Genomic DNA, 22,055 nt, shown 5'->3' with positions numbered 1-22,055 from the left:
AATATTCTGCACAGAAGATTGCGGCGGATACATTCGCGAAGAGGCTCTGTAGCTTTCAGTAAAAACGGATGTTTGACATATCGCGCGACGCCGCTCATGCAAGATCACGCAGGAAAGACAGGAGGCTCGCGTCAAGAATTGCCGACAGGAAATCGCCCGGCAAACCGCTATTATACGCCGCCCGGCAATTTGGCTTCATGACAGTTTGATGTCGCTTCGTCTCCGCGATATCAAAACGACAATACGCAGCCGGCGCCGCCCCGGCGAACGGGGCGGCGCCCATAGGGGAAAATCAGGCGATCGTGATGTTCAGGTCGACCAGACCGTCGACGTGGCCGTGCAACTTGTCGCCCTTGACCACCGCGCCGACGCCTTCCGGCGTGCCGGTATAGATCAGGTCGCCAGGAAACAGCTCAACCAGTCCCGACAGGTAGGAAATGGTCTCGGCGACGTTCCAGATCAGGTCCGACAAGTCGCCCTGCTGGCGCACTTCGCCGTTGACCTTGAGCCAGATGGCGCCTTGGTCGGGATGGCCGATTTTGGACACCGGCAGCAGCGGCGCGCACGGCGCCGACTGGTCGAAGCCCTTGCCCATGTCCCACGGGCGCGCCAGTTTCTTGGCTTCGCCCTGCAGGTCGCGGCGCGTCATGTCGAGGCCGACGGCATAGCCAAACACCAAGTCCAGCGCCTGGTCGGCCGGCACGTCGCGGCCGCCCTTGCCCAGCGCGACGACCAGCTCGATCTCGTGCTGGTAATCATTGGTCTTGCTCGGATACGGCACGGCGCTGTCGGTCGGCACGATGGCATCGGTCGGCTTCATGAAGAAAAACGGCGCTTCACGGTTGGGATCGTGGCCCATTTCACGCGCATGGGCGGCATAATTGCGGCCGACGCAGTAAATGCGGCGCACCGGGAAAGGATCACCGCCGACCACGGGGACACTGGTGACGGCGGGAACGGGAATGGCGTAAGACATGCTGTAGCTCCGTAAGTATTCTGATGAAACGGGGATGCGGGGGCGCCCTTGAGGCTCTGCGAGTGTAAAAGAAAACGCCCTCCCGCGCTGGAGAACTGCGGCAAATTCCGACATGACAGAGGCTTTTTTGTGTAGCATCGTCAGACTTGACGCCTCGTTTGACGGCTTGCCACGCGAACCAGCAACCCAATTCAGTAACCGACCTCATCTATGCGCCCTAACCAAAATCCCGCAGCCGCCGCAGTGCAAATTCAGCAAGCAGTCGCATTGCATCAGAGCGGCGAGCTCGACAAAGCGGAAGCCCTGTATACCAAGGTGCTCTCCAAATTCCCCAGGCATTTTCAGGCGCTGTATCTGCTCGGCATGCTAGAACTGCATCGAAAGAACTTCAAGGAAGCGCTGGAACTGATCGACGCGGCGCTCAAGATCAACCCGACCCATATCGACGCCCTGTTTGACCGTTCCACCATCCTCGAAGATACGGAACGCCACATCGAAGCGCTGCGCAGTTATGACCTGGTGCTGGCGCTGAAATCCGACTTTACCGAAGCGCTGTACCGGCGCGGCAACGTACTGCGCGCCATGCAGCGCCACATGGAAGCGCTGGATTGCTACAAGCGCGTGTTGGCCGTCAAACCCGACCACGCGCAGGCCTGGCTCAAGCAGGGCAATTCGCTCAATGACCTGGGTCGCCTGCGCGAAGCGCTGACCTGCTACGAAAAAGCGGTCGAAGCCGCGCCCGAATATCCCGAAGCACTGTTCAACCTGGCCAATACGCTCAAGGAATTCGGCCGCCTTGACGAAGCCATGGCGACTTACGACAAAGTGCTGGAAATCGAGCCGGATTTCGCTGAAGCGATCGCCAACCGCGCTGTCCTGCTGAGCGGACAAAACCGGTCTGAAGAAGCGCTGGCCGATTATGACCGCGCGCTGCAACTGTTACCCGACTCCTCTGAGGCCCTGTACAACCGCGCCGCTGCAATGGAAGAACTGCTGCGATACGACGAAGCCATCGCAGCCTATGACCAAGTCCCCCCGGACGATCCGAACTACCAATCGGCGCGCTGGAACACAGCCCTGGCCAATCTGAAACTGGGCAAGCTCGAAGCCGGCTGGCGCCAGTATGAACAGCGCTGGCAAACCGAACAGATGCGCAAGACCCAGCGCCATTTCAGCCAGCCGCTGTGGCTGGGCCAGGAATCCCTGCAGGGAAAAACCATCCTGCTGCATTCCGAACAGGGCTTCGGCGACACGCTGCAGTTTGCGCGTTACGTTCCGCTGCTGGCCGAACGCGGTGCACGCATCATTCTGCAGGTGCAACCGGCGCTCAAGCCCCTGATGGCCAATATCAAAGGCGCCAGCGCCGTGCTGGCTACCGGCGAGCAGTTGCCGCCGTTCGACCTGCAGTGCCCGCTGATGAGCCTGCCGCTTGCCTGCCAGACGTTTTCTCTCGATGACATCCCTGCGGCGAATTACCTGCAACAAGATCCTGGAAAATCTGAAAGCTGGAAAGTACGTCTGGGCGAAAAGCGCAAGCCGCGTATCGGTATCGCCTGGTCCGGCAGCAATCCGCGCGTCAACAGCCCGGCCACCAAGCGACTCGATGCCGCACGTTCGATCCCCTTCACCGTACTGTCGCCGCTGCTGCAAAACGACCAGGTCGAATTCTTTGCCGTGCAACCGCAAAACAGCACCATTTCTCCGTTAGGCGGCATTTCTTCGCTAAGCCTCAGCCTCGGAGGGCAATCATCGGGTCTCAGCCTCGGGGGGCTGTCCTCAGGTCTCAACATCGGGGGCCAGCGCCTTGTCGACTACACGCGCGATCTTCGCGATTTCTCGGATACCGCAGCGCTGATCGATAATCTGGATCTGGTGATTTCAGTCGATACCGCCGTCGCGCATCTGGCAGGCTCGCTGGGCAAGCCGGTGTGGCTGCTCAACCGCTACAACACCGACTGGCGCTGGCTGCTGGGCCGCAACGATTCACCGTGGTATCCGAGCATGCAGATTTTCCGCCAGAGCAAGGCCGGCGACTGGAATGGCGTCATCTCCGAAGTGCAGCAGCAACTTCAACAGGCGCTACGATAAATCCCATCCCTCTGCAGGGACAAAAAAATGCCCGGCCATTGTGTGCCGGGCATTTTTACTTGCAAAACATTTCCCTCTATCCGCCGAAACGTACTTCCTGCAAGCCTCGCACGCCGTCCAGCGTCACCGCGAACAAGCCGCCGGCGGCCGGCTCGCGCGCCCGTGCTGCGTCATCCATGCCTTCATGCGCGGTCGTCACGAACAGCGTATCGAGATTGGCGCCGCCGAACGCCGGGCAGCTTGGCTGCGATACCGGCACCGCGACAATGCGATCAACCAGGCCGTCCGGTGCATAACGCACCACGCGTGCGCCGCCCCACTGGGCATTCCACAGAAAACCGCGGCTGTCGATGGCGGAACCGTCAGGGCTGCCTTTTTCACCCGACAGGTCAACGAACACTCTCTGCGTGCCGATCGCGCCGCTGACGGGGTCGTAGTCGCAAGACATGATCTTGTCCTGCATGGTGTCGCAGAAATACATGCGCGTCCCGTCAGGGCTGAAACAGATGCTGTTGGAAATCGCCACGCCCGGCAAGGGCAAACGCTCCAGGCTGAGATCGGCGTTGAGTCGGTAGAAGCTGCCGATCGGTGCGCGTCCCTTGTCTTCATTGAGCGTGCCGAATACGAAACGTCCCTGACGATCGCAGCGGCCGTCGTTCAGGCGCGTCGTCGGCAGGTCTTGTTCCACCGCCAGGATGTTGGTGATCTCGCCGCTGTCCAGGTTGAAGAATGCCAGCCGCGAAGCCAAACCAATCAGCAGGCGATCGGTCTGCGCAGTCAGCGCGAACACCGACAAACGCTCGGGCATGGGCCAGCTGCGCGTGGTGCCTTCCGCCGGATGGTGGTTCCAGAGTGTCGCCCCCTGGATGTCGGTCCAGAATAGCGATTGCGTCCTGTCGCACCAGATCGCACATTCGCCGAGCTCATTTTTGCCGTCTACGATCAGGCTTGCTTGCATGAGATGTCTGCTCCGTGATGGGAAATCCTGCCACTGATTTCCGGGTGATGAAGAATGATGAAGCGGGAATTCGAAACTTTAAACGAAAAGAGGCAAGCCGTGGCTTGCCTCCTTCCGCTGCTGCGTTTTACTGCGCTCTGCCGCTCGTTACGATCGGATCCTCATACGATCAGAACGAGTGGGCAATGCCGACGTAGCCGCCAGTTTGGCTTTGACCCGCCAATGGTGCACCGGCTTCGTCCGCTTCCAGCGAGAAGGTACCCGCGCCGCTGTTGCGAACCGTGCCTGCGCCGATGTACAGCAAAGTACGCTTGGACAGGTTGTAGTTCAGGCCGGCCATGTACAGGTTGGCGGAACCGCCGTTATTGTTGGCGTTGACGTGGAATACCGAACCGATCAGCGTCAAAGCCGGCGAGAGCTGATAGTTGGCGCCGACCCAGTAATGATTGACCTTGTCCGTCGAGCCAGGTGCAACATCCGGCGCTTTCAGGTTTTCATAACCCAGGTACAGCTTCAGTTTGTCGATGGTGTAAGTACCACCCAGGATCAGCTCCTTGGAGGAGTCATACACGTTGCCCGGCACTGTGGCGCCGCTCGCGTTCGTCGTGACGCTGCCGTACTTGCCGTTGGCGTCGCGCACCAGATCATAGATCGCGCGCAGTTCCAGGCCTTGATTCTGATAGACCAGCGAGACGCCGTCCTTGCGGCCCTTGGTGGTCGAACCGGCTTGTTCGCCGAGGCTGGTCTGGAACGTGGCGTTGAAGCCACCCCATGTCGGCGTCTGATATTCGATGATGTTGTTGGCACCGCCCCAGTTGCGGCCGTGCACCAGATTAGCGGTGCCGATCCATTGCTGACCGGTCGGGTCGAGGAACCAGACGTCATTGTCGATGAACAAATTCTTGCCGATCTTGATCGAACCGGCGCTGCCGTTCAGGCCGACATACGAACGACGATTGAACAGTGCTGTGCCGTTGGTAGCACCCTTGGTCGCGCCGAAACCCGATTCCAGCAGGAAGAAACTGTTCAGGCCGCCACCCAGATCTTCTTTACCTTTGAAGCCGATCATGCTCGTGCCCCACTGGTTGCTGGCTGCGCGCACTTGTGTGCCGGTGTTGCCGTTGGCCTGGTGCACGTTGCTCTGCACGTCGACGCCGGCGACGACGCGTCCGTAGATGGTGACGCTGTCTTCCGCCTGCGCGGATGCCAGGCATGCGCCGAACAGGGAGGCCGTGCCCAGGGCCTTGAGAAGGGTTTTGGTTGAGATGGACTGAGTCATCGTGAAGTCTCCGTAGATCTTTATAGTCAACAGGGTGGAGTCGATTGCTGCACCCTCACTTTTTTTGTATGAAACCCGCGTTGAATCAGCGCGCAAAAGTCCTCCTCGATACCGGCTTTTTCAACCGTTCGATCAGCATTTCGTCAGCTTCATTTCAACGTGGAGTCCAGAGCGTGAAACCGTCTGAACTGGGCTAGATACTAAGGATTAGTGACATATATTTCTAATGAATTATTTGCCTCAGTCGATACTTGATTTGATATCATCGAAAAATATAAAAAATGGCGGAGACAAATGAAGAACAGCGACCCGAACTGGTTCCTGCGTGCGCGTCTGAAAACACGGCAGCTCTTGCTGTTAATCGCACTAGATGATGAACGAAATATTCATCGCGCCGCCAATGAACTCAACATGACGCAGCCTGCGGCATCCAAGCAACTGAAGGATCTTGAGGACATGCTCGGCGTGACCTTGTTCGATCGCCTGCCGCGCGGCATGCGCCCGACCATCTACGGTGAAGCGATGATCCGCCACTCGCGCATGGCGCTCACCAGCTTGTCGAAGGCACATGAAGACATCGTCGCGCTGAAGTCCGGCCTGTCCGGCCAGGTCGACGTCGGCGTGATCCTGTCGCCGGGCATGTCACTGCTGCCGGCAGCGATTGCGCGCGTCAAGGAGCACTCGCCCATGCTGCGTATCGGCGTCGAAGTCGAGAGCAGCAACATCCTGCTGGCACGCCTGCTGCGCGGCGACCTGGACTTCCTGGTGGCGCGCATCCTCGATGAAGAAGTCAGCCACAACCTGCACTACGAAGAACTGTCCGACGAACCGATCTGCGCCGTCGCCCGCGTCGGCCATCCGCTGCACGCGCACAAGAACCTCCAACTCAAGGACATCGTCGACGACCCGTGGATCATGGCGCCCAAGGGCAGCATCTTGCGCAGCCGCGTTGACCTGATGTTCCGCAAGAGCGGCCTGACGCCGCCGGCCAATGTGGTCGACACCACCGCTATCCTCACCATCACCAGCCTGCTGCAACAGACCGACTTCCTGTACGCCATGCCGACCGAAGTGGCGCGCTATTATTCCCAGGCGCGCCTGATGGATCTGCTGCCGATAGAATTGCCGTGCAAGATGGACGGCTTCGGCATCATCACCCGCCGGGAACATTTGCTGTCGCCGGGCGCGGTGATTTTGCAACAGGCGATCAGGGATGTGGCGAAAACGATTTACTGAATTCCTGAATTCCAGCCACAAAAAAAAAGCGAGACATCAAGTCTCGCTTTTTTTATTTTCAGCTGCGCCTGCATAGATTGGCGAGAAAGTGCCGATAGCAAGGCGCGCCGACGCAGACAGTGCGTGAGCACGGCAAGGCGTCGCAACGCCGCTAGCGGTGCTTTATCACCAATCTACGCCCAGCCGGCGTCCACGATGAATTCTTGTGCAGTACACATGACGCTCTCATCCGACGCCAGGAACAACACCATGCGCGCCAGATGCCACGGCAGCAATTCGCCTTGCAGGCATTGGTTGCGCTTGATGTCTTCCTTGCCCTTCTCATCCAGCCACAATTCGATCTGGCGTTCGGTCATGACCCAGCCCGGCGTCACGGTATTGACGCGGATATTGTGCGCGCCGAGATCGCGTGCCAGGCCGCGTGTCAAACCGAGCACCGACGACTTGGCCGTGGTGTAGACCGGGAAGCCGCCGCTCGACGTGTGCCAGCTGATCGAGCTGAAGTTGATGATCGAGCCGCCCTTCTTCTTGATCATGCCCGGCGCCACCGCCTGCACGGCGAAGAACGACGGACGCTGATTGATGGCGATGCGGTTGTCCCAGTATTCCTGCGTCACGTCTTCCAGCTTGTGACGTTCGTCATTGGCGGCGTTGTTGACCAGTACATCGAAGTCGCCCAACTGGGCGGCCAGTTCCTTGATGGTGTTTTGCAGCGATGCGATGTCGCGCAGGTCGCAGTAGCGGAACGACGGCGCGGTGAAACCGGCGTCGGCGATCTGCTTGCACAGGGCTTCGCTGGCGTCTTTCGCAATGTCGACGAAAGCGACGATGGCGCCTTGTTCCGCCAGCGCGCTGACGATGGCCGCGCCGATGCCGGTGCCGCCGCCCGTGATGAAGACGCGCTTGCCCTTGAGGCTGGGGTAGCTCGCCAATTGATATGTTGCAGACATGTGTTCTCCAGAAATTGAGTGGCGCCTTACAGGACGGTGACGTGCGGATGCGGCACGTCGTCCAGGCTGAGGCGATTGCGCAATGCCGGACCGAAAGCAGCGACGTCGATCTCGAACGTCTCGCCCGGCGCGACCGTGATGTTGTCGGAGCAGCTCAGCGTTGCCGTGCCGAAGAAATGGATGTGCACGTCGCCGGGGCGGCGGAACAGCGGATACTTGAAATGGTGGTATTCCAGGTTCGACACCGTGTGCGACATGTTGTCCTCGCCGCTGACGAAAGGCTTCTCCCAGCGCACCTTGCCGTCTTGCGCGCGGATGCGCGACATGCCTTGCACGTGCGCAGGCAATTCGCCCACCAGCAATGCCGGGCCGACCGAACAGACACGCAACTTGGAATGCGCCAGGAACAGATAATTCTGACGCTCGGTCACGTGGTCCGAAAACTCGTTGCCGATGGCGAAACCGAGACGATACGGCTGGCCGTTGTCGCCGATGATATAGAGACCGGCGATCTCCGGCTCTTCACCGCCGTCGAGCGCGAAGTGCGGCATCGCCAGCGGTTCTTCCGCAGCGCGCACGATGGAACCGTCGCCCTTGTAGAACCACTCCGGCTGCACGCCGATCTTGCCGGCCGCAGGCTTGCCGCCTTCCAGACCCATGCGGAACATCTTCATGCTGTCGGTCAGGTTGTCGCCGGCGCCGTCGAGCTTCTTGTGCATGGCGTCGCGACCGTCGGCGCTGCCCAGGTGGGTCAGACCGGTGCCGGTGACGTAGCAATGCGCCGTGTCTTCATGATCCAGCGGGGCCAGCAAGCCGCCTCGCTCCGCAACCGATGCATAATCGACTACGGTCGCGCCGAGCGCGGCAGTGGCGAATTCCTGCAAGGAAGCCTTCTTCGCGATGGCGGCGCGCGCCAAGGCATACGTACTGCGATAACCGTCGACGACACGGATCTTCTTGCCGTCGTCTTCGAGGCTGCCGACCAGGCGCGAGCCGTCGGCTTGTTTGAATTGCACCAGCAACATGCTTGTTACTCCTTAGTGAGAATGCTTGGGAACGGCAGCGCCGCGGCAACCGACCAGGAAATCGAAATCGCAGCCTTCGTCGGCCTGCAATACGCGGTCGATGTACAGCGATTGATAGCCGCCCTGCATCGCCGGCTTGACCTGCGCCAGCTTCTCGGCGCGCGCAGTCTGGCGTTGCGCCATTTCCTCATCGCTGATGTCGAGATGCAAGCGACCGGCGGCACAATCCATTTCGATCCAGTCGCCGTCCTGCACGATGCCCAGCGGACCGCCGGCGGCAGCTTCCGGCGCCACGTGGAGAACCACGGTGCCGTAGGCGGTGCCGCTCATGCGTGCATCGGAAATGCGCACCATGTCCTTGACGCCTTGCGCCAGCAGCTTGGGCGGCAAGCCCATGTTGCCGACTTCGGCCATGCCGGGATAGCCCTTGGGGCCACAGTTTTTCATGACCAGCACCGAGCTGGCGTCGACGTCCAGATCGGGATCGTTGATGCGTTCCTTGTAATGCGCAAAGTCTTCGAACACCACCGCCTTGCCGCGATGCTTCATCAGTTCCGGCGAGGCTGCCGACGGCTTCAACACTGCGCCGCGCGGCGACAGGTTGCCGCGCAGGATGCAGATGCCGCCGTCATCGATCAATGGATTGTCGAGCTTGCGAATCACTTCGTCGTTGTACTGCGGCGCGTCCTGGTTGTTTTCCCACAGCGTCTTGCCGTTGACTGTCATCGCATCTTTATGCGGGATCAGGTCGGCTTCGCCGAGGCGGCGCAGCACTGCCGGCAAGCCACCGGCGTAGTAGAACTCTTCCATCAGGAAGCGGCCCGAGGGCTGCAGGTCGACAATCGTCGGCGTGCCGCGGCCGACGCGCGTCCAGTCTTCCAGTTCGAGGTCGACGCCGATGCGGCCGGCGATCGCCTTCAGATGGATCACGGCGTTGGTCGAGCCGCCGATGGCGGCGTTGACGCGAATGGCGTTCTCAAACGCTTCGCGGGTCAGGATCTTGGACAAGGTCAGGCCTTCCCAGACCATGTCGACGATGCGCATGCCGGACATGTGCGCGAGCACATAACGGCGCGCATCAACGGCGGGAATCGCAGCATTGTGCGGCAATGAAGTGCCCAGTGCTTCGGCCATGCAAGCCATCGTCGAGGCGGTGCCCATGGTGTTGCAGGTGCCGGCCGAGCGCGACATGCCGGCTTCGGCCGCCATGAATTCGTGGATGGAGATCTTGCCCGCCTTGACCTGTTCGCTCAATTGCCAGACCACCGTGCCGGAGCCGATGTCCTTGCCTTCGTGCTTGCCGTTCAACATCGGGCCGCCGGTGACGACGATCGCCGGCACGTCGCAGCTGGCCGCACCCATCAGCAGCGCCGGCGTGGTCTTGTCGCAGCCGACCAGCAGCACCACCGCATCGAGCGGATTGCCGCGGATCGATTCTTCGACGTCCATGCTGGCGAGATTGCGCGTCAGCATCGCGGTCGGGCGAAGATTGGATTCGCCGTTGGAGAACACCGGGAACTCGACCGGGAAACCACCCGCCTCGATGATGCCGCGCTTGACGTGTTCCGCGATCTTGCGGAAGTGCGCATTGCACGGCGTCAGTTCTGACCAGGTGTTGCAGATGCCGATGACCGGCTTGCCTTGGAATTCGTGATCGGGAATACCCTGATTCTTCATCCAGCTGCGATACATGAAACCGTTCTTGTCGGCCGTACCGAACCAGGCTGCGGAACGCAGTGTGCGCTTCTTGTCGATAGTCATTTACTCATCCGTTTGGAATAGTGCGGTCGCCACCTCCCGGTGTGGCGACGCTGATGAAAACGGCTGCAAGAAACTCCTCTTACAGCCACCCCTCTGGCAGAACTTATATTTCTTGTTATTTATTTTTGTTGTAGACATCAAAGAATACGGCAGCCAGCAATACCAGGCCCTTGATCACTTGCTGGTAATCGATGCCGATGCCCATGATGGACATGCCGTTGTTCATCACGCCCATCACGAAGGCGCCGATGACCGCGCCCATGACCTTGCCGACGCCGCCCGAAGCCGATGCGCCACCGATGAAACAGGCTGCGATCACGTCCAGCTCGAAGCCGGTGCCGGCCTTCGGCGTAGCCGTATTCAGGCGCGCCGCGAAGATCAGGCCGGCCAGCGCCGCCAGCATGCCCATGTTGACGAAGGTGTAGAAGCTCACGCGTTCGGTCTTGATGCCGGACAGCTTGGCGGCTTTTTCATTGCCGCCGACGGCGTAGACGCGGCGGCCGATGGTGGTGCGGTTGGTGACGAAGGTGTAGACCACCATCAGCGCAAACATGATGATCAGCACGTTCGGCATGCCCTTGTAGGAGGCCATCAGGTAGCTGAAGGCGATGATGGCTGCCGCAAACAGAATGTTCTTGAGCAGGAAGAACACCGCCGGTTCTTCTTCCATGCCGTGCTTGACCTGCTTGCTGCGGCCGTGGACTTTCACCGCCAGCAGAATCGCGGCGGCGGCCACGCCGACCAGCAGCGAGGTGATGCGAACGCTGCCGGTGTCGGCAAAGAATTCAGGAATGAACCCCGAGCTCAGCAGCTGGAAGCCGCGCGGAAAAGGACCGACCGACTGGCCTTCCAGCAGCGCCAGCGTCAGGCCCTTGAATACCAGCATGCCGGCCAGCGTGACGATGAAGGATGGGATGCGGAAGAACGCCACCCAGTAACCTTGCGCTGCGCCGATGGCGGCGCCGGCGATCAGGCAGATGACGGTGGTCAGGATGAAGTTGACTTCATAGTTGACCATCAGCACTGCCGCCAGCGCACCGATGAAACCGACCACCGAGCCCACCGACAAGTCGATGTGGCCGGCCACGATCACCATCAGCATGCCCAACGCCATGATCACCACATAGCTGTTTTGCAGCACCAGGTTGGTCAGGTTGAGCGGCTGCATCAGCGTGCCGTCGGTCATGACCTGGAAGAAGGCCATGATCGCCACCAGCGACAGCAGCATGCCGTATTCGCGCATGTTGTTCTTGAGGAAGCCGGCGTATTCCCGTTTGGCTTCGGGGACCGCGTCGAGCGTAGGTGTCTTGCTCATTTCATTGTTCTCCATTCTTCACAATCCTTTCGTTCCGTACTATGGAACGCATGATTTTTTCCTGCGATGCTTCCGCCGCCGTGTATTGGCCGACGAACTGTCCTTCGTTCATGACATAGATCCGGTCGCACATGCCGAGCAGTTCCGGCATTTCCGACGAGATCATGATGATGCACTTGCCTTCCGCAGCCAGCTGGTTGATCAGGGTGTAGATCTCGAACTTGGCGCCGACGTCGATGCCGCGCGTCGGCTCGTCGAGGATCAGCACTTCCGGATTCGAGAACAGCCACTTGCTGAGCACCACCTTCTGCTGGTTGCCGCCGGACAGGTTCACCACCTTTTGCAGCACGCTCGAGCAGCGGATCCGCATCTTGGTGCGGAAGTCGGCCGCCACCTTGAACTCGCGCGCCTCGTCGATCACCGACTTGTCAGAGATCGCGCCCAGGTTGGCCAGCGAGATGTTCTTCTTGATGTCTTCGTCCAGCACCAGGCCGTCGCCCTTGCGGTCTTCGGTGACGTAGGCGATGCCGTGGTTGATGGCTTTCTGGATGGTGCCGACGTCGATCTTCTTGCCGTGCAGATGGACCTCGCCGCTGATCTTGGTGCCATAGGCGCGGCCGAAGATGCTCTTGGCCAGTTCGGTGCGGCCGGCTCCCATCAGGCCGGCGATGCCGACGATCTCGCCCTTGCGCACGTTGAAGTCGATGTCCTTGATCACCACGCGATCAGGATGAATCGGATGGTGCACGCGCCACTGCCTGACTTCGAAAATGGTCTCGCCGATCTGCGGCTCGCGCTTGGGATAGCGGTCCGCCATCTCGCGCCCGACCATGTTCTGGATGATGCGGTCTTCGCTGATTTCTTCCTTGCGGCAGTCGAAGGTGTCGACCGTGGCGCCATCGCGCAGCACGGTGATCGAATCGGCGACCTTGGAAATCTCGTTGAGCTTGTGTGAAATCAGGATTGACGAAATGCCCTGCGCCTTGAGTTCCAGCAGCAGTTCGAGCAAGGCATCGCTGTCGCTTTCGTTCAGGCTGGCGGTTGGTTCGTCGAGGATCAGCAGCTTGACCTCTTTCGACAAGGCCTTGGCGATCTCGATCAGTTGTTGCTTGCCGACGCCAAGGTTGGTGATCAGCGTCGACGGCGGATCCTTCAGGCCGACCTTGGCCAGCAGTTCCTTGGCTTTGGCGTAGGACAGTTCCCAGTCGATCACGCCGCCGCTGGCCTGCTCGTTGCCGAGGAAAAGATTTTCGGTAATCGACAGCAGCGGCACCAATGCCAGCTCCTGGTGGATGATGATGATGCCGACGCTTTCGCTGTCGACGATATCCTTGAATTCGCGAGTCTGGCCCTGATAGATGATGTCGCCGGAATAGCTTCCGTGCGGATAGACGCCGCTCAGGACTTTCATCAGGGTGGATTTGCCGGCGCCATTCTCGCCGACCACGGCGTGGATCTCGCCGGTGCGCACTGCCAGGTTGACGTTGTTGAGCGCCTTGACACCCGGGAATGTCTTTTCAATTCCGCGCATTTCCAGAATTGTACTCATGTGTTCTGACCTCTTTTTTTGCTCCGGCCTCCCGTGGTGGTGGGATGCTGCGGGCCGCTATTCTGGCGTCCGATCAGAGTCGTTGCAAGCTGCGGCAACGTCGCCTCCGGAAACACCAACCCCGCGCGCGCGGCGCGGGGCTGCTTTTTTGTCCGGCCGACATTCATCGACCGGACCACACTCACTTAACCGAACCAGCGAATTACTTCACTTGGGCTTCGGTGTAGTAGCCGCTGCCGACCAGCACTTCTTTCCAGTTGCTGGCGTCGACGCTGACCGGCTTCAACAGGTAGGAAGGCACAACCTTGACGCCATTGTTATAGGTCTTGGTGTCGTTGATGGTTGGTGCTTTGCCCGACAACACGGCGTCCACCATGGAGACGGTGACCTTGGCCAGTTCACGTGTGTCCTTGAAGATGGTCGAACGCTGTTCGCCGCGGATGATGGACTTGACCGAAGGCACTTCCGCATCCTGACCGGTCACGACCGGCATTGGCAGCTTCGGCGTACCGTAGCCGACGCCCTTGAGCGAGGAGATGATGCCGATGCTGATGCCGTCATACGGCGACAGCACTGCGTCGACGTGGGCGTTGCCGTAGTAGGCGCTCAGCAGGTTGTCCATGCGGGCTTGCGCAGTCGCGCCGTCCCAACGCAGGGTTGCAACCTTGTCCATGCCCAGCTGCTTGCTGCGCACGACCAGCTTGCCCTTGTCGATGTAAGGCTTCAGGACCGACATGGCGCCGTTGTAGAAGAAGAAGGCGTTGTTGTCGTCAGCCGAACCACCGAACAGTTCGATGTTGAACGGCCCCTTGCCGCCCTTCAGGTCCAGCGCCTTTTCGATGTACGAAGCCTGCAGCACGCCGACCTGGTAGTTGTCGAAAGTCGCGTAGTAGTCGACGTTCTTGGAGTTGCGGATCAGGCGGTCATAAGCGATGACCTTGATGCCCTTGTCGGCGGCTTTTTGCAGCACATCGGACAGGGTGGTGCCGTCGATCGCGGCGATGACCAGAACCTTGACGCCCTTGGTCACCATGTTTTCAATCTGCGCCAGCTGGTTCGGGATGTCGTCTTCCGCGTATTGCAGGTCGGTCTGGTAGCCCTTTTCCTTGAATACCTTGACCATGTTGTTGCCGTCAGCGATCCAGCGCGCCGACGACTTGGTCGGCATGGAGATCCCGATCAGGCCCTTGGTCTGGGCGCTCACTTGTGCGCTCACTGCCATCAGACCCATGCTCAGGCCAAGCGTCAGCCCGGCCAATACCGATTTGAGTTTCATACTTCTCGTCTCCTAAATGTTTGTTGTTTTACTGGCAATGCAAAACATGCCTATCTGCGCGGGGGAACGCGACATATTTTGCAAGGCCTCTACGATAACCATTAGAGCAATACATTTCTAATGATTTTTTTGCTAAAACCCATATTGTTTTCAACATCAGTTTTGCGCAAACGGCAGGACTCGCGTCTGCCGCCTTTTGCCCTTGCCAGATGCCTCAAGCCGCCTGTGCGGACGGTTTGACGGCGACGGCTGCGCCATTCGCATCTGCCGCCTTGGCCGCGCCCAGCGACATGAGCCGCTGCGCCAGACAAAACACGAACAGCAGCACGCCGATCACGATCTTGGTCCACCAGGAGCTCAGCGTGCCGTCGAAGGCGATCAGCGTCTGGATCACGCCCAGGATCAGCACCCCGGTCAGGGTACCGGCCACATAACCGTAACCGCCCGTCAGCAAGGTGCCGCCGATGACCACCGCAGCGATGGCATCGAGCTCGGTGCCCTGCGCATGCAGGCCGTAACCGGACAGCATGTAGAACGAGAACAATACACCCGCCAGCGCCGCGCAGAAACCGCTGAATGCATAAATCGCCACCTTGGTGCGACCCACCGGCAAACCCATCAGCAGCGCCGACTGCTCGTTGCCGCCAACGGCATAGACCGCCCGGCCAAAGCGCGTGTAATGCGCCAGGTAGATCGCCAGCGCCAGCATCAGCACCGCTATGACCACGCTGGGCGAGACGAAGGCGTCGCCTAATCCGAACTCCAGCCGGGTCTGCGACATCGCCACAAACAACGGATCGTCGATGGTGATGGAATTGATGCTGATCAGATAACACAGGCCGCGGGCCAGGAACATCCCAGCCAGCGTGACGATGAACGGCTGCAGCTTGAAGAAATGGATCAGCACGCCCATCGCGGCGCCGAACAGGCCGCCCAGCGCCAGCACGCAGACGATCACCAGCAGCGGATGCCAATGCCACGATTGCAGCAGGTAGGCCGAAATCATGGTGGTCAGCGCCAGCACCGAACCGACCGACAGATCGATGCCGCCGGACAGGATCACGAAGGTCATGCCGATGCCGATCACCAGCAGGAAAGCGTTGTCGATCAGCAGATTCAGCACCACCTGCACCGAAAAGAAACCGTCGTAGGCGACCGAACCCATCGCGAACAGGACCACCAGCAAGGCGACGGTGACCAGCGAGGTGAAGTATGGCGTCGCCAACAGGGAGCGAAAATTCTTCATGATTTTTCCTGAATGCTTAGGCTTGGTTGCCGGATTTGAAAAAACGCAGACGACGAAACTCCGGCGACTGTGACAGGCAAACCAGGAACACCACCACCGACTTGACCACCATGTTGACTTCCGGCGGCACGCCCAATGAATAGATCGTGTACGTCAGCGCCTGGATGATCAGCGCGCCGATCACACTGCCGACCAGGCTGAACTTGCCGCCGGCCAGCGAGGTGCCGCCCAGCGTCACCGCCAGGATGGCGTCCAGCTCCAGCAACAGGCCGGCGTTGTTGGCGTCGGCGCTCTTGATGTTGGCGCTGATCATCAGCCCGGCCAGTCCGGCGCACAGGCTGCAGAAGATATAGACGAAAAAGATCAGCGCCGCCGTGCGGATGCCCGCCAGGCGCGACGCCACCGGATTGATGCCGACCGACTGGATGAACAGGCCCAGCGCGGTCTTGCGCATCAGCAGCGCCAGCACCACGAACATGCCGGCGACGATGAACAGCGAAAACGGCAGGCCCCACAGGTAACCGCTGCCAAGATAGAAGAACGGCTTGTAGTACACCGTGATGATCTGGCCATCGGTCAGCAATTGCGCCAGCCCGCGTCCGGCCACCATCAGGATCAGCGTGGCGATGATCGGTTGCAGCCCCAGCGTCGCCACCAGCAGGCCGTTCCACGCGCCGCACAGCAGCGCCACGCCGAGCGCGGCGGCCAGCGCCCAACCCATCGGGATGTTGCTGACGTATTCCGGTACGCCATTGTTGACGACCATGGTGCCGCCGATCAGCATCGCCGCAATCGTGCCCGAAATCGCCACCACCGCGCCGACCGAAATGTCGATGCCGCGCGTGGCGATCACCAGCGTCATGCCCAGCGCCGCCAGCATCAGCGGCGCCGCCCGGTTGACGATGTCGATCACGCTGCCGTACAGATGGCCGTCCTTCATTTCGATGCGGAAGAAGCCCGGGATCATGAAGAAGTCGATCAGCAGCAGCACCGCCAGCGCGCCCAGCGGCCGGCTCAGCGGATGAAACAAGGCGCGTCGCAGCCGGTTGGCAGCGGCGCCCGAAGAAGTATTGCGATTGGAGATCAGGTTGGAATTCATTGATGCGCTCATGTTGCTGTTCCTGCTGTCTGCCCTTTGGTCTCGCCCGCGATCACCTGCAGCACCGAGGCGTCGTCCAGTTCACCGCGCAGATATTCGCCGCAGCCGTGGCGATCGCGCAGCACCAGCATACGGTCGCTGCAGCGCAGGACTTCGGGGATTTCGGAAGAGATGAAAAGAATCGACATGCCCTTGCGGCACAAGGCCATGACGTAATCCATGATCTCCTGCTTGGCGCGCACGTCGATGCCGCGCGTCGGCTCGTCCAGGATCAGCATGTCGGGGTCGGTCGCCAGCCAGCGCGCCAGCAAGGCCTTCTGCTGGTTGCCGCCGGACAGCAGGCCGATCGGGGTTTCGACGTCGGCGGTCTTGATGCCCAGCCATTTGACGTAATCGGCCGCGATCTGCTGCTGGCGCTTGCGCGGGATCACGTGCAGCAGTCCGTTGCGCGCCTGCAGCGCGAGGATGATGTTTTCGCGCACCGACAGGTCGAGGATGGCGCCCTCCTTCTTGCGGTCTTCGGAGCAGAAGCCGATACCGGCGGCGATGGCGTCGCGCGGCGTGGAGAATTTCACCGGCTTGCCCTTGATGCTGATCTCGCCGCTGTCGGCCTTGTCGGCGCCGAACAGCAGCCGCGCGGTCTCGGTGCGGCCGGAACCGAGCAGGCCGCACAGGCCGAATACTTCACCGGCGCGCAGCTCGAAGTCCTGCGGCGTCAGCGCCCCCTTGCGACCAAGTCCGCGCGCCTGCAGGAAGACTTCGCCGTCGTTGGCGGCCGGCGTGATGTCGGCGTTGTCGGCCAATGCCTCGCCGGCGGCGGTGGCGTCGACCGGCACGCCCACCATCTTGTTGACCAGATCGAGGCGCGACAATTCGCTGGCGGCATATTCGCCTTCGCGCACGCCGTTGCGCAGCACCGTGATGCGGTCGGAAATTTCGTAAGTCTGGTCCAGGAAATGCGTCACGAAGAGAATCGCCATGCCTTCGTCGCGCAGGCTGCGCAAGACCTTGAACAGCAATTGCACTTCCGCCTCGTCAAGGCTGGAAGTCGGCTCGTCGAGGATCAGCACGCTGGCCGATACGCTCACGGCACGCGAGATCGCCACCATCTGCTGGATCGCCAGCGGATACGCAGACAGAGGTTTTTGCACATCGATGTGCAGGTCAAGTCTGGCCAGCAACTTGGTCGCGCGGCGCTGCATGGTGGCCCAGTCGATCGGACCGACGCCGCCCCATTTGCGCGGGTAGCGGCCGATGAAAATATTCTCGGCCACGGTCAGGTTCGGACACAGGTTGACTTCCTGGTAGACCGTGCTGATGCCGAGCTGCTGCGCTTCCAGCGTCGAGCCGGGACGGATGGCGCGGCCGCGCAGCAGGATGTGGCCGTCATCGGGTGTGTAGACGCCGGTGAGCACCTTGATCAGCGTCGACTTGCCGGCGCCGTTCTGGCCCATGAGGGTATGGACTTCGCCCGGGAACAGGCGCAGGCCGACGTCGCTCAATGCCTTGACGCCGGTGAATGACTTATGGATGCCGATGAGTTCCAGCGCCGGTTCGGCGCCGCTGGCGGGAGTGTGTTCTGAAGTTGCGTTCGACATGGCGTTACCGCAAGTGAAAAAACGGCGGGCCGAAGCCCGCCGCACAAAGCCTGTTGAGCAGATGCGCCGCAACACAGAGGGGCATTGCGGCACATCGTTCAAGGCCCAGGGGTTACTCCAGAGCAGAGGAGAAACAACACCGGGAAATTGCTTCCCCGGTCATACGATCGGAACCCGCATGCGCACATGGGTCACATGGCGCACATGCGGGCGGGAGACCGATCAATATCCGATATCAGGCATCAATGACGTATCAATAACGTATCAATACTTGCGGTTAGGGAATTCCTTGGCCGCGACTTCGGCCGGGAACACGCCTTCTTCAGTGGTGATGCGCTTCGGCACTTCCTTGCCGGCCTTGACGTCCTTGGCGATCGACATCAGTTGCGGTCCGAGCAGCGGGCTGCACTCGACGGTGACGTTGAGCTTGCCGGCCATCATGGCTTCGAACGCGCCCTTCACACCATCAATCGAAATCACCAGGATGTCCTTGCCCGGTTTCAGGCCGGCTTCTTCAATGGCCTGGATGGCGCCGATGGCCATGTCGTCGTTATGCGCGTAGAGCACGTTGATCTTCTTGCCGTCGGCCTTGAGGAAGGCTTCCATGACTTCCTTGCCCTTGGCGCGGGTAAAGTCGCCGGTCTGCGAGCGGATGATCTTCAGGTTCGGATTGGTCTTGATGGTTTCTTCGAAACCGGCCTTGCGGTCGATCGCCGGTGCGGAGCCCACAGTACCTTGCAGTTCAACGATGTTGATATCGCCGGCAGGCATGGTCTTGGCGCGGTCCAGCAACCAGCGTGCAGCGCGACGGCCTTCTTCGACGAAGTCGGAACCGATGAAGGTCACGTACAGCGACTTGTCGCTCACGTTGACGGCGCGGTCAGTCAGGATCACCGGGATCTTGGCGGCCTTGGCTTCGCGCAGGACGGTGTCCCAGCCCGATTCAACCACCGGCGAGAAGGCGATCACGTCGACCTTTTGTGCGATGAAGGAGCGGATGGCCTTGACCTGGTTCTCCTGCTTCTGCTGCGCATCGGCGAACTTCAGGTTGACGCCGGCCTTCTTGGCGGCATCCTTGATCGAGGCGGTGTTGGCGGTGCGCCATTCGCTTTCGGCGCCGACTTGCGAGAAGCCGATGGTCAGCGGTTTGTCGGCGGCAACAGCGCCGGACAGGACGCTCCAACCCAGGGTCATGCAAACGGCGGCGCCCAGCAGGGTTCTGCGAGTCATTTTCATTACTTGTCTCCAATGATGTTTATCAACACGAACTGTTTTTATTTGGTGTCCGGCGCTTGTCGTGGGGGGAACGGTAGCGCCGTCATGTGCGTCTTCGCTGTCACCTGGCGTGCAGCGAAATGTGCCGGTCAATAGTAGGAGACGGAGAAATATCTATCCAATGAATTTTTGGCGATATCCGATACCGAAACAGGCATGGCGCTTTAGCAAACTACATGGAGCAAAAAAACGCTGACAAAATACTGACGCGCCTCAACCTGACAGATCATTTTTGATATCAATGTCCATAAATTTTTCATTATTCCGCATCGGTAGCCGATGTTAGGATCGGCGCTGTTTTTGCCTCATCCAGCGACACAGACAGCAGTACAGCAGTACAGCAGGCCCAGGCGGAGCAGACCGCACAGCATCCGCCCAGATAATCGAGACCGCAACCGAGACGCCATGACCACATCCCCAGCAGCGCAGCGCAACGACGCTCCCGCCATTGAGACCGTGACCCTTCAGTCCGGACGTCAACGCCTGAGCGTGCTGCCCGGACTCGGCGCCAGCATCGCGGCCTGGGATCTGGAATGGCGCGGCGCCTGGACGCCGCTGTTTCGTCCCTGGTCCGGCGTTGACGATCTGTACACGACCGCCTGCTTTCCGCTGGTGCCATGGTCGAACCGCATCACCGAAGGCGGCTTCATGCACAAGGGCGCGCACTACCCGGTGCTGCAAAACCGCGCCGGCGAAAACTATCCTATCCACGGCGACGGCTGGCTGCAAAGCTGGCGGGTCGCCGGTCAAACCGACAACCGCATCGTGCTGGCGCTGGACTCGGCGCAATACGACGGCGATCCGTATACCTACAGCGCGACGCAGACGCTGACGCTGAACGACGACGGCCTGACCATCGATCTGCAAGTCACCAATCGCGGCGCCGAAGAACTGCCGTTCGGCCTCGGCCTGCATCCCTACTTCCCGCGCAACGCCGACACGCGCCTGCAATCGCGCGCCGACGGCGTCTGGCTGTGCGGCGCCGATCCGATTCCGACCGGGCATACGCGCGACTTTCCGGCCACCTTCGACTACAACCGGTTTGCGCCGGTGGAGTTCCCCGCCGATGGTCCGCTGATCGACAACTGCTTCACCGGCTGGGACGGCCTCTCGCACATCGACTACCCCGACCGCGGCCTGCGCCTGAGCATGCAAATGGAAAACTGCACCGGCTACAGCCTGATGTACCGCCCGCCCGGCCTCGACTATTTTTGCCTGGAGCCGATCACGCATCCGATCGACGCCTTCCACATGCCCGGCCGCGACGGCCTGGTCAACCTGGCGCCGGACGCGTCCATGCAATTACTCACGCATTTCATCGTGAGCGAGATTTGAATCTGTTTTGAATCTGTTTTGAATCCGCTTTGAATCTGCTCTGAATTTGTTTTAAAACCGAACACACAATGACGCAAGCAACTCCTTCCACCTCCTCCACCGGCCTGATCGCGCTCGACTGGGGCACCACCTCGCTGCGCGCCTACCGGTTCGACGCCGACGGCCGCGTGGCCGACAAGCGTGCGCTGCCGTGGGGGATCATGAACCTGCCGCCGGCGGAAGACGGCGCCGATACATCCGCAGCTTCTTCCCTCGCCGGTTTCCGTCGCGCGCTGCAAGCCGCTTGCGGCGACTGGCTGCGCGACTTCCCGGCCACGCCGCTGATCGCCGCCGGCATGGTCGGCAGCAAACAGGGCTGGCGGGAAGCGCCCTACCTCGACGTGCCGCTGGCCGTCAGCGACGTCGGCAACACCTTGACCGTGGTCGACACCGGCTTCGGCGTGCCGCTGCATATCGTGCCGGGACTGCTGCAACGCTCGGCGCTGCCCAATGTGATGCGCGGTGAGGAAACCCAGGTCGCCGGCATCCTCGACCAACTGCAGGTCGACGACATCCTGATCGGCCTGCCCGGCACGCACTCGAAATGGGTGCACGTGCGCGGCAAGCGCATCGAACATTTCGACACCTTCATGACCGGCGAGATGTACGCCGTACTGAGCAACCACAGCATCCTCGGCCGCACCATGCAACGCGACGGCGCAGCAGATGCAGAAGACGACGCGGCTTTCGTGCGCGGCGCGCTGGTGGCGAAGTCGCCCGACGGCCGCGCCGGCATGCTGTCCAACATCTTCGGCAGCCGCACCCTCGGCCTGACCGGCGAACTGTCGCCGCGCGCCCAGGCGCATTACCTGTCCGGCCTGCTGATCGGCCACGAAATCGCCGCGCTGGTGGCAACCACCGACGGCGTCCGGCAACAGCGTATCGCCCTCATCGGCGACGACGCGCTGTGCGAGCGTTACCGCCAGGCGCTGGCGCTGTACGACCTGACGAAAGTGGAAATCGCCGCTGCCGCCACCGAGCACGGCTTGTGGAAACTGGCCCTGCATGCGGGCCTGGTTTCGTCCTCACCAAGAACACCGAGAAAGTAGA

At 60.7% G+C, this 22,055-nt stretch carries 17 protein-coding genes; 4 read left to right on the top strand and 13 right to left on the bottom strand.

Annotation, left to right across the window (positions count from 1 at the left end):
• Positions 1–292: 292 nt before the first annotated feature.
• Positions 293–976 carry a fumarylacetoacetate hydrolase family protein gene (locus tag ACIROW_RS09640; RefSeq protein WP_402274608.1) on the bottom strand — a complete coding sequence of 228 codons (684 nt, stop codon included), beginning with the start codon at positions 974–976 and terminating at the stop codon, positions 293–295.
• A 243-nt stretch (positions 977–1,219) separates the two neighbouring features.
• Between ACIROW_RS09640 and ACIROW_RS09635 the strand changes: the two genes are divergently transcribed.
• The gene (locus ACIROW_RS09635; protein ID WP_402274606.1) at positions 1,220–3,064 is read left to right on the top strand and encodes a tetratricopeptide repeat protein; all 1,845 of its coding nucleotides are present in this window, start codon (positions 1,220–1,222) and stop codon (positions 3,062–3,064) included.
• Between the two features lie 76 nt (positions 3,065–3,140).
• Here ACIROW_RS09635 and ACIROW_RS09630 read toward each other — a convergent pair whose 3' ends face one another.
• Entirely contained in the window at positions 3,141–4,022 is an 882-nt protein-coding gene (locus ACIROW_RS09630) for an SMP-30/gluconolactonase/LRE family protein (RefSeq protein ID WP_402274604.1), read from the bottom strand.
• A 169-nt stretch (positions 4,023–4,191) separates the two neighbouring features.
• Positions 4,192–5,301: a porin gene (locus ACIROW_RS09625; RefSeq protein ID WP_402274602.1), complete on the bottom strand. Its 1,110-nt coding sequence runs from the start codon at positions 5,299–5,301 to the stop codon at positions 4,192–4,194.
• Between the two features lie 294 nt (positions 5,302–5,595).
• Between ACIROW_RS09625 and ACIROW_RS09620 the strand changes: the two genes are divergently transcribed.
• Entirely contained in the window at positions 5,596–6,537 is a 942-nt protein-coding gene (locus ACIROW_RS09620) for a LysR family transcriptional regulator (protein WP_402274600.1), read from the top strand.
• A gap of 173 nt (positions 6,538–6,710) precedes the next feature.
• On the opposite strand, the gene ACIROW_RS09615 is transcribed toward ACIROW_RS09620, so the two are convergent.
• From ACIROW_RS09615 to ACIROW_RS09570, 10 genes are all read right to left on the bottom strand, one after another.
• On the bottom strand, positions 6,711–7,487 hold the full coding sequence (locus ACIROW_RS09615; protein ID WP_402274597.1) for an SDR family NAD(P)-dependent oxidoreductase: 777 nt from the start codon (positions 7,485–7,487) through the stop codon (positions 6,711–6,713).
• Between the two features lie 26 nt (positions 7,488–7,513).
• The gene (gene araD1 / locus ACIROW_RS09610) at positions 7,514–8,512 is read right to left on the bottom strand and encodes an AraD1 family protein (protein WP_402274595.1); all 999 of its coding nucleotides are present in this window, start codon (positions 8,510–8,512) and stop codon (positions 7,514–7,516) included.
• 12 nt (positions 8,513–8,524) lie between these two features.
• Entirely contained in the window at positions 8,525–10,273 is a 1,749-nt protein-coding gene (locus tag ACIROW_RS09605; protein ID WP_402274592.1) for an IlvD/Edd family dehydratase, read from the bottom strand.
• 115 nt (positions 10,274–10,388) lie between these two features.
• Complete coding sequence (gene mmsB / locus ACIROW_RS09600; protein ID WP_402274589.1) at positions 10,389–11,588, bottom strand: multiple monosaccharide ABC transporter permease; 1,200 nt, start codon at positions 11,586–11,588, stop codon at positions 10,389–10,391.
• A 1-nt stretch (position 11,589) separates the two neighbouring features.
• Positions 11,590–13,137 (bottom strand): multiple monosaccharide ABC transporter ATP-binding protein, encoded by a 1,548-nt coding sequence (gene mmsA / locus ACIROW_RS09595; RefSeq protein ID WP_402274587.1) that lies wholly within the window; start codon positions 13,135–13,137, stop codon positions 11,590–11,592.
• A 202-nt stretch (positions 13,138–13,339) separates the two neighbouring features.
• Positions 13,340–14,413 carry a multiple monosaccharide ABC transporter substrate-binding protein gene (gene chvE / locus ACIROW_RS09590; protein ID WP_402274584.1) on the bottom strand — a complete coding sequence of 358 codons (1,074 nt, stop codon included), beginning with the start codon at positions 14,411–14,413 and terminating at the stop codon, positions 13,340–13,342.
• A 214-nt stretch (positions 14,414–14,627) separates the two neighbouring features.
• Entirely contained in the window at positions 14,628–15,659 is a 1,032-nt protein-coding gene (gene yjfF, locus ACIROW_RS09585) for a galactofuranose ABC transporter, permease protein YjfF (RefSeq protein ID WP_402274581.1), read from the bottom strand.
• A gap of 16 nt (positions 15,660–15,675) precedes the next feature.
• Positions 15,676–16,770, bottom strand: coding sequence for an ABC transporter permease (locus tag ACIROW_RS09580; protein WP_402274578.1), 1,095 nt, complete (start codon positions 16,768–16,770; stop codon positions 15,676–15,678).
• Positions 16,767–18,356, bottom strand: a complete 1,590-nt coding sequence (locus ACIROW_RS09575) for a sugar ABC transporter ATP-binding protein (RefSeq protein WP_402274576.1) — start codon at positions 18,354–18,356, stop codon at positions 16,767–16,769. The genes ACIROW_RS09580 and ACIROW_RS09575 overlap by 4 nt, the downstream gene beginning before the upstream one ends.
• 264 nt (positions 18,357–18,620) lie before the next feature.
• On the bottom strand, positions 18,621–19,592 hold the full coding sequence (locus ACIROW_RS09570) for an ABC transporter substrate-binding protein (protein ID WP_402274574.1): 972 nt from the start codon (positions 19,590–19,592) through the stop codon (positions 18,621–18,623).
• A gap of 444 nt (positions 19,593–20,036) precedes the next feature.
• Between ACIROW_RS09570 and ACIROW_RS09565 the strand changes: the two genes are divergently transcribed.
• Positions 20,037–20,966, top strand: coding sequence for an aldose 1-epimerase (locus ACIROW_RS09565; RefSeq protein WP_402274572.1), 930 nt, complete (start codon positions 20,037–20,039; stop codon positions 20,964–20,966).
• Positions 20,967–21,034: 68 nt separating this feature from the next.
• Positions 21,035–22,054: a 2-dehydro-3-deoxygalactonokinase gene (locus tag ACIROW_RS09560; protein ID WP_402274570.1), complete on the top strand. Its 1,020-nt coding sequence runs from the start codon at positions 21,035–21,037 to the stop codon at positions 22,052–22,054.
• Position 22,055: the final 1 nt, after the last annotated feature.

Source organism: Herbaspirillum sp. NPDC101397 (assembly GCF_044767325.1).
GTDB lineage: Bacteria > Pseudomonadota > Gammaproteobacteria > Burkholderiales > Burkholderiaceae_D > Herbaspirillum.
Note: the sequence above shows the minus strand (reverse complement) of the source record. Positions and strands in the feature narration are given on the sequence as shown.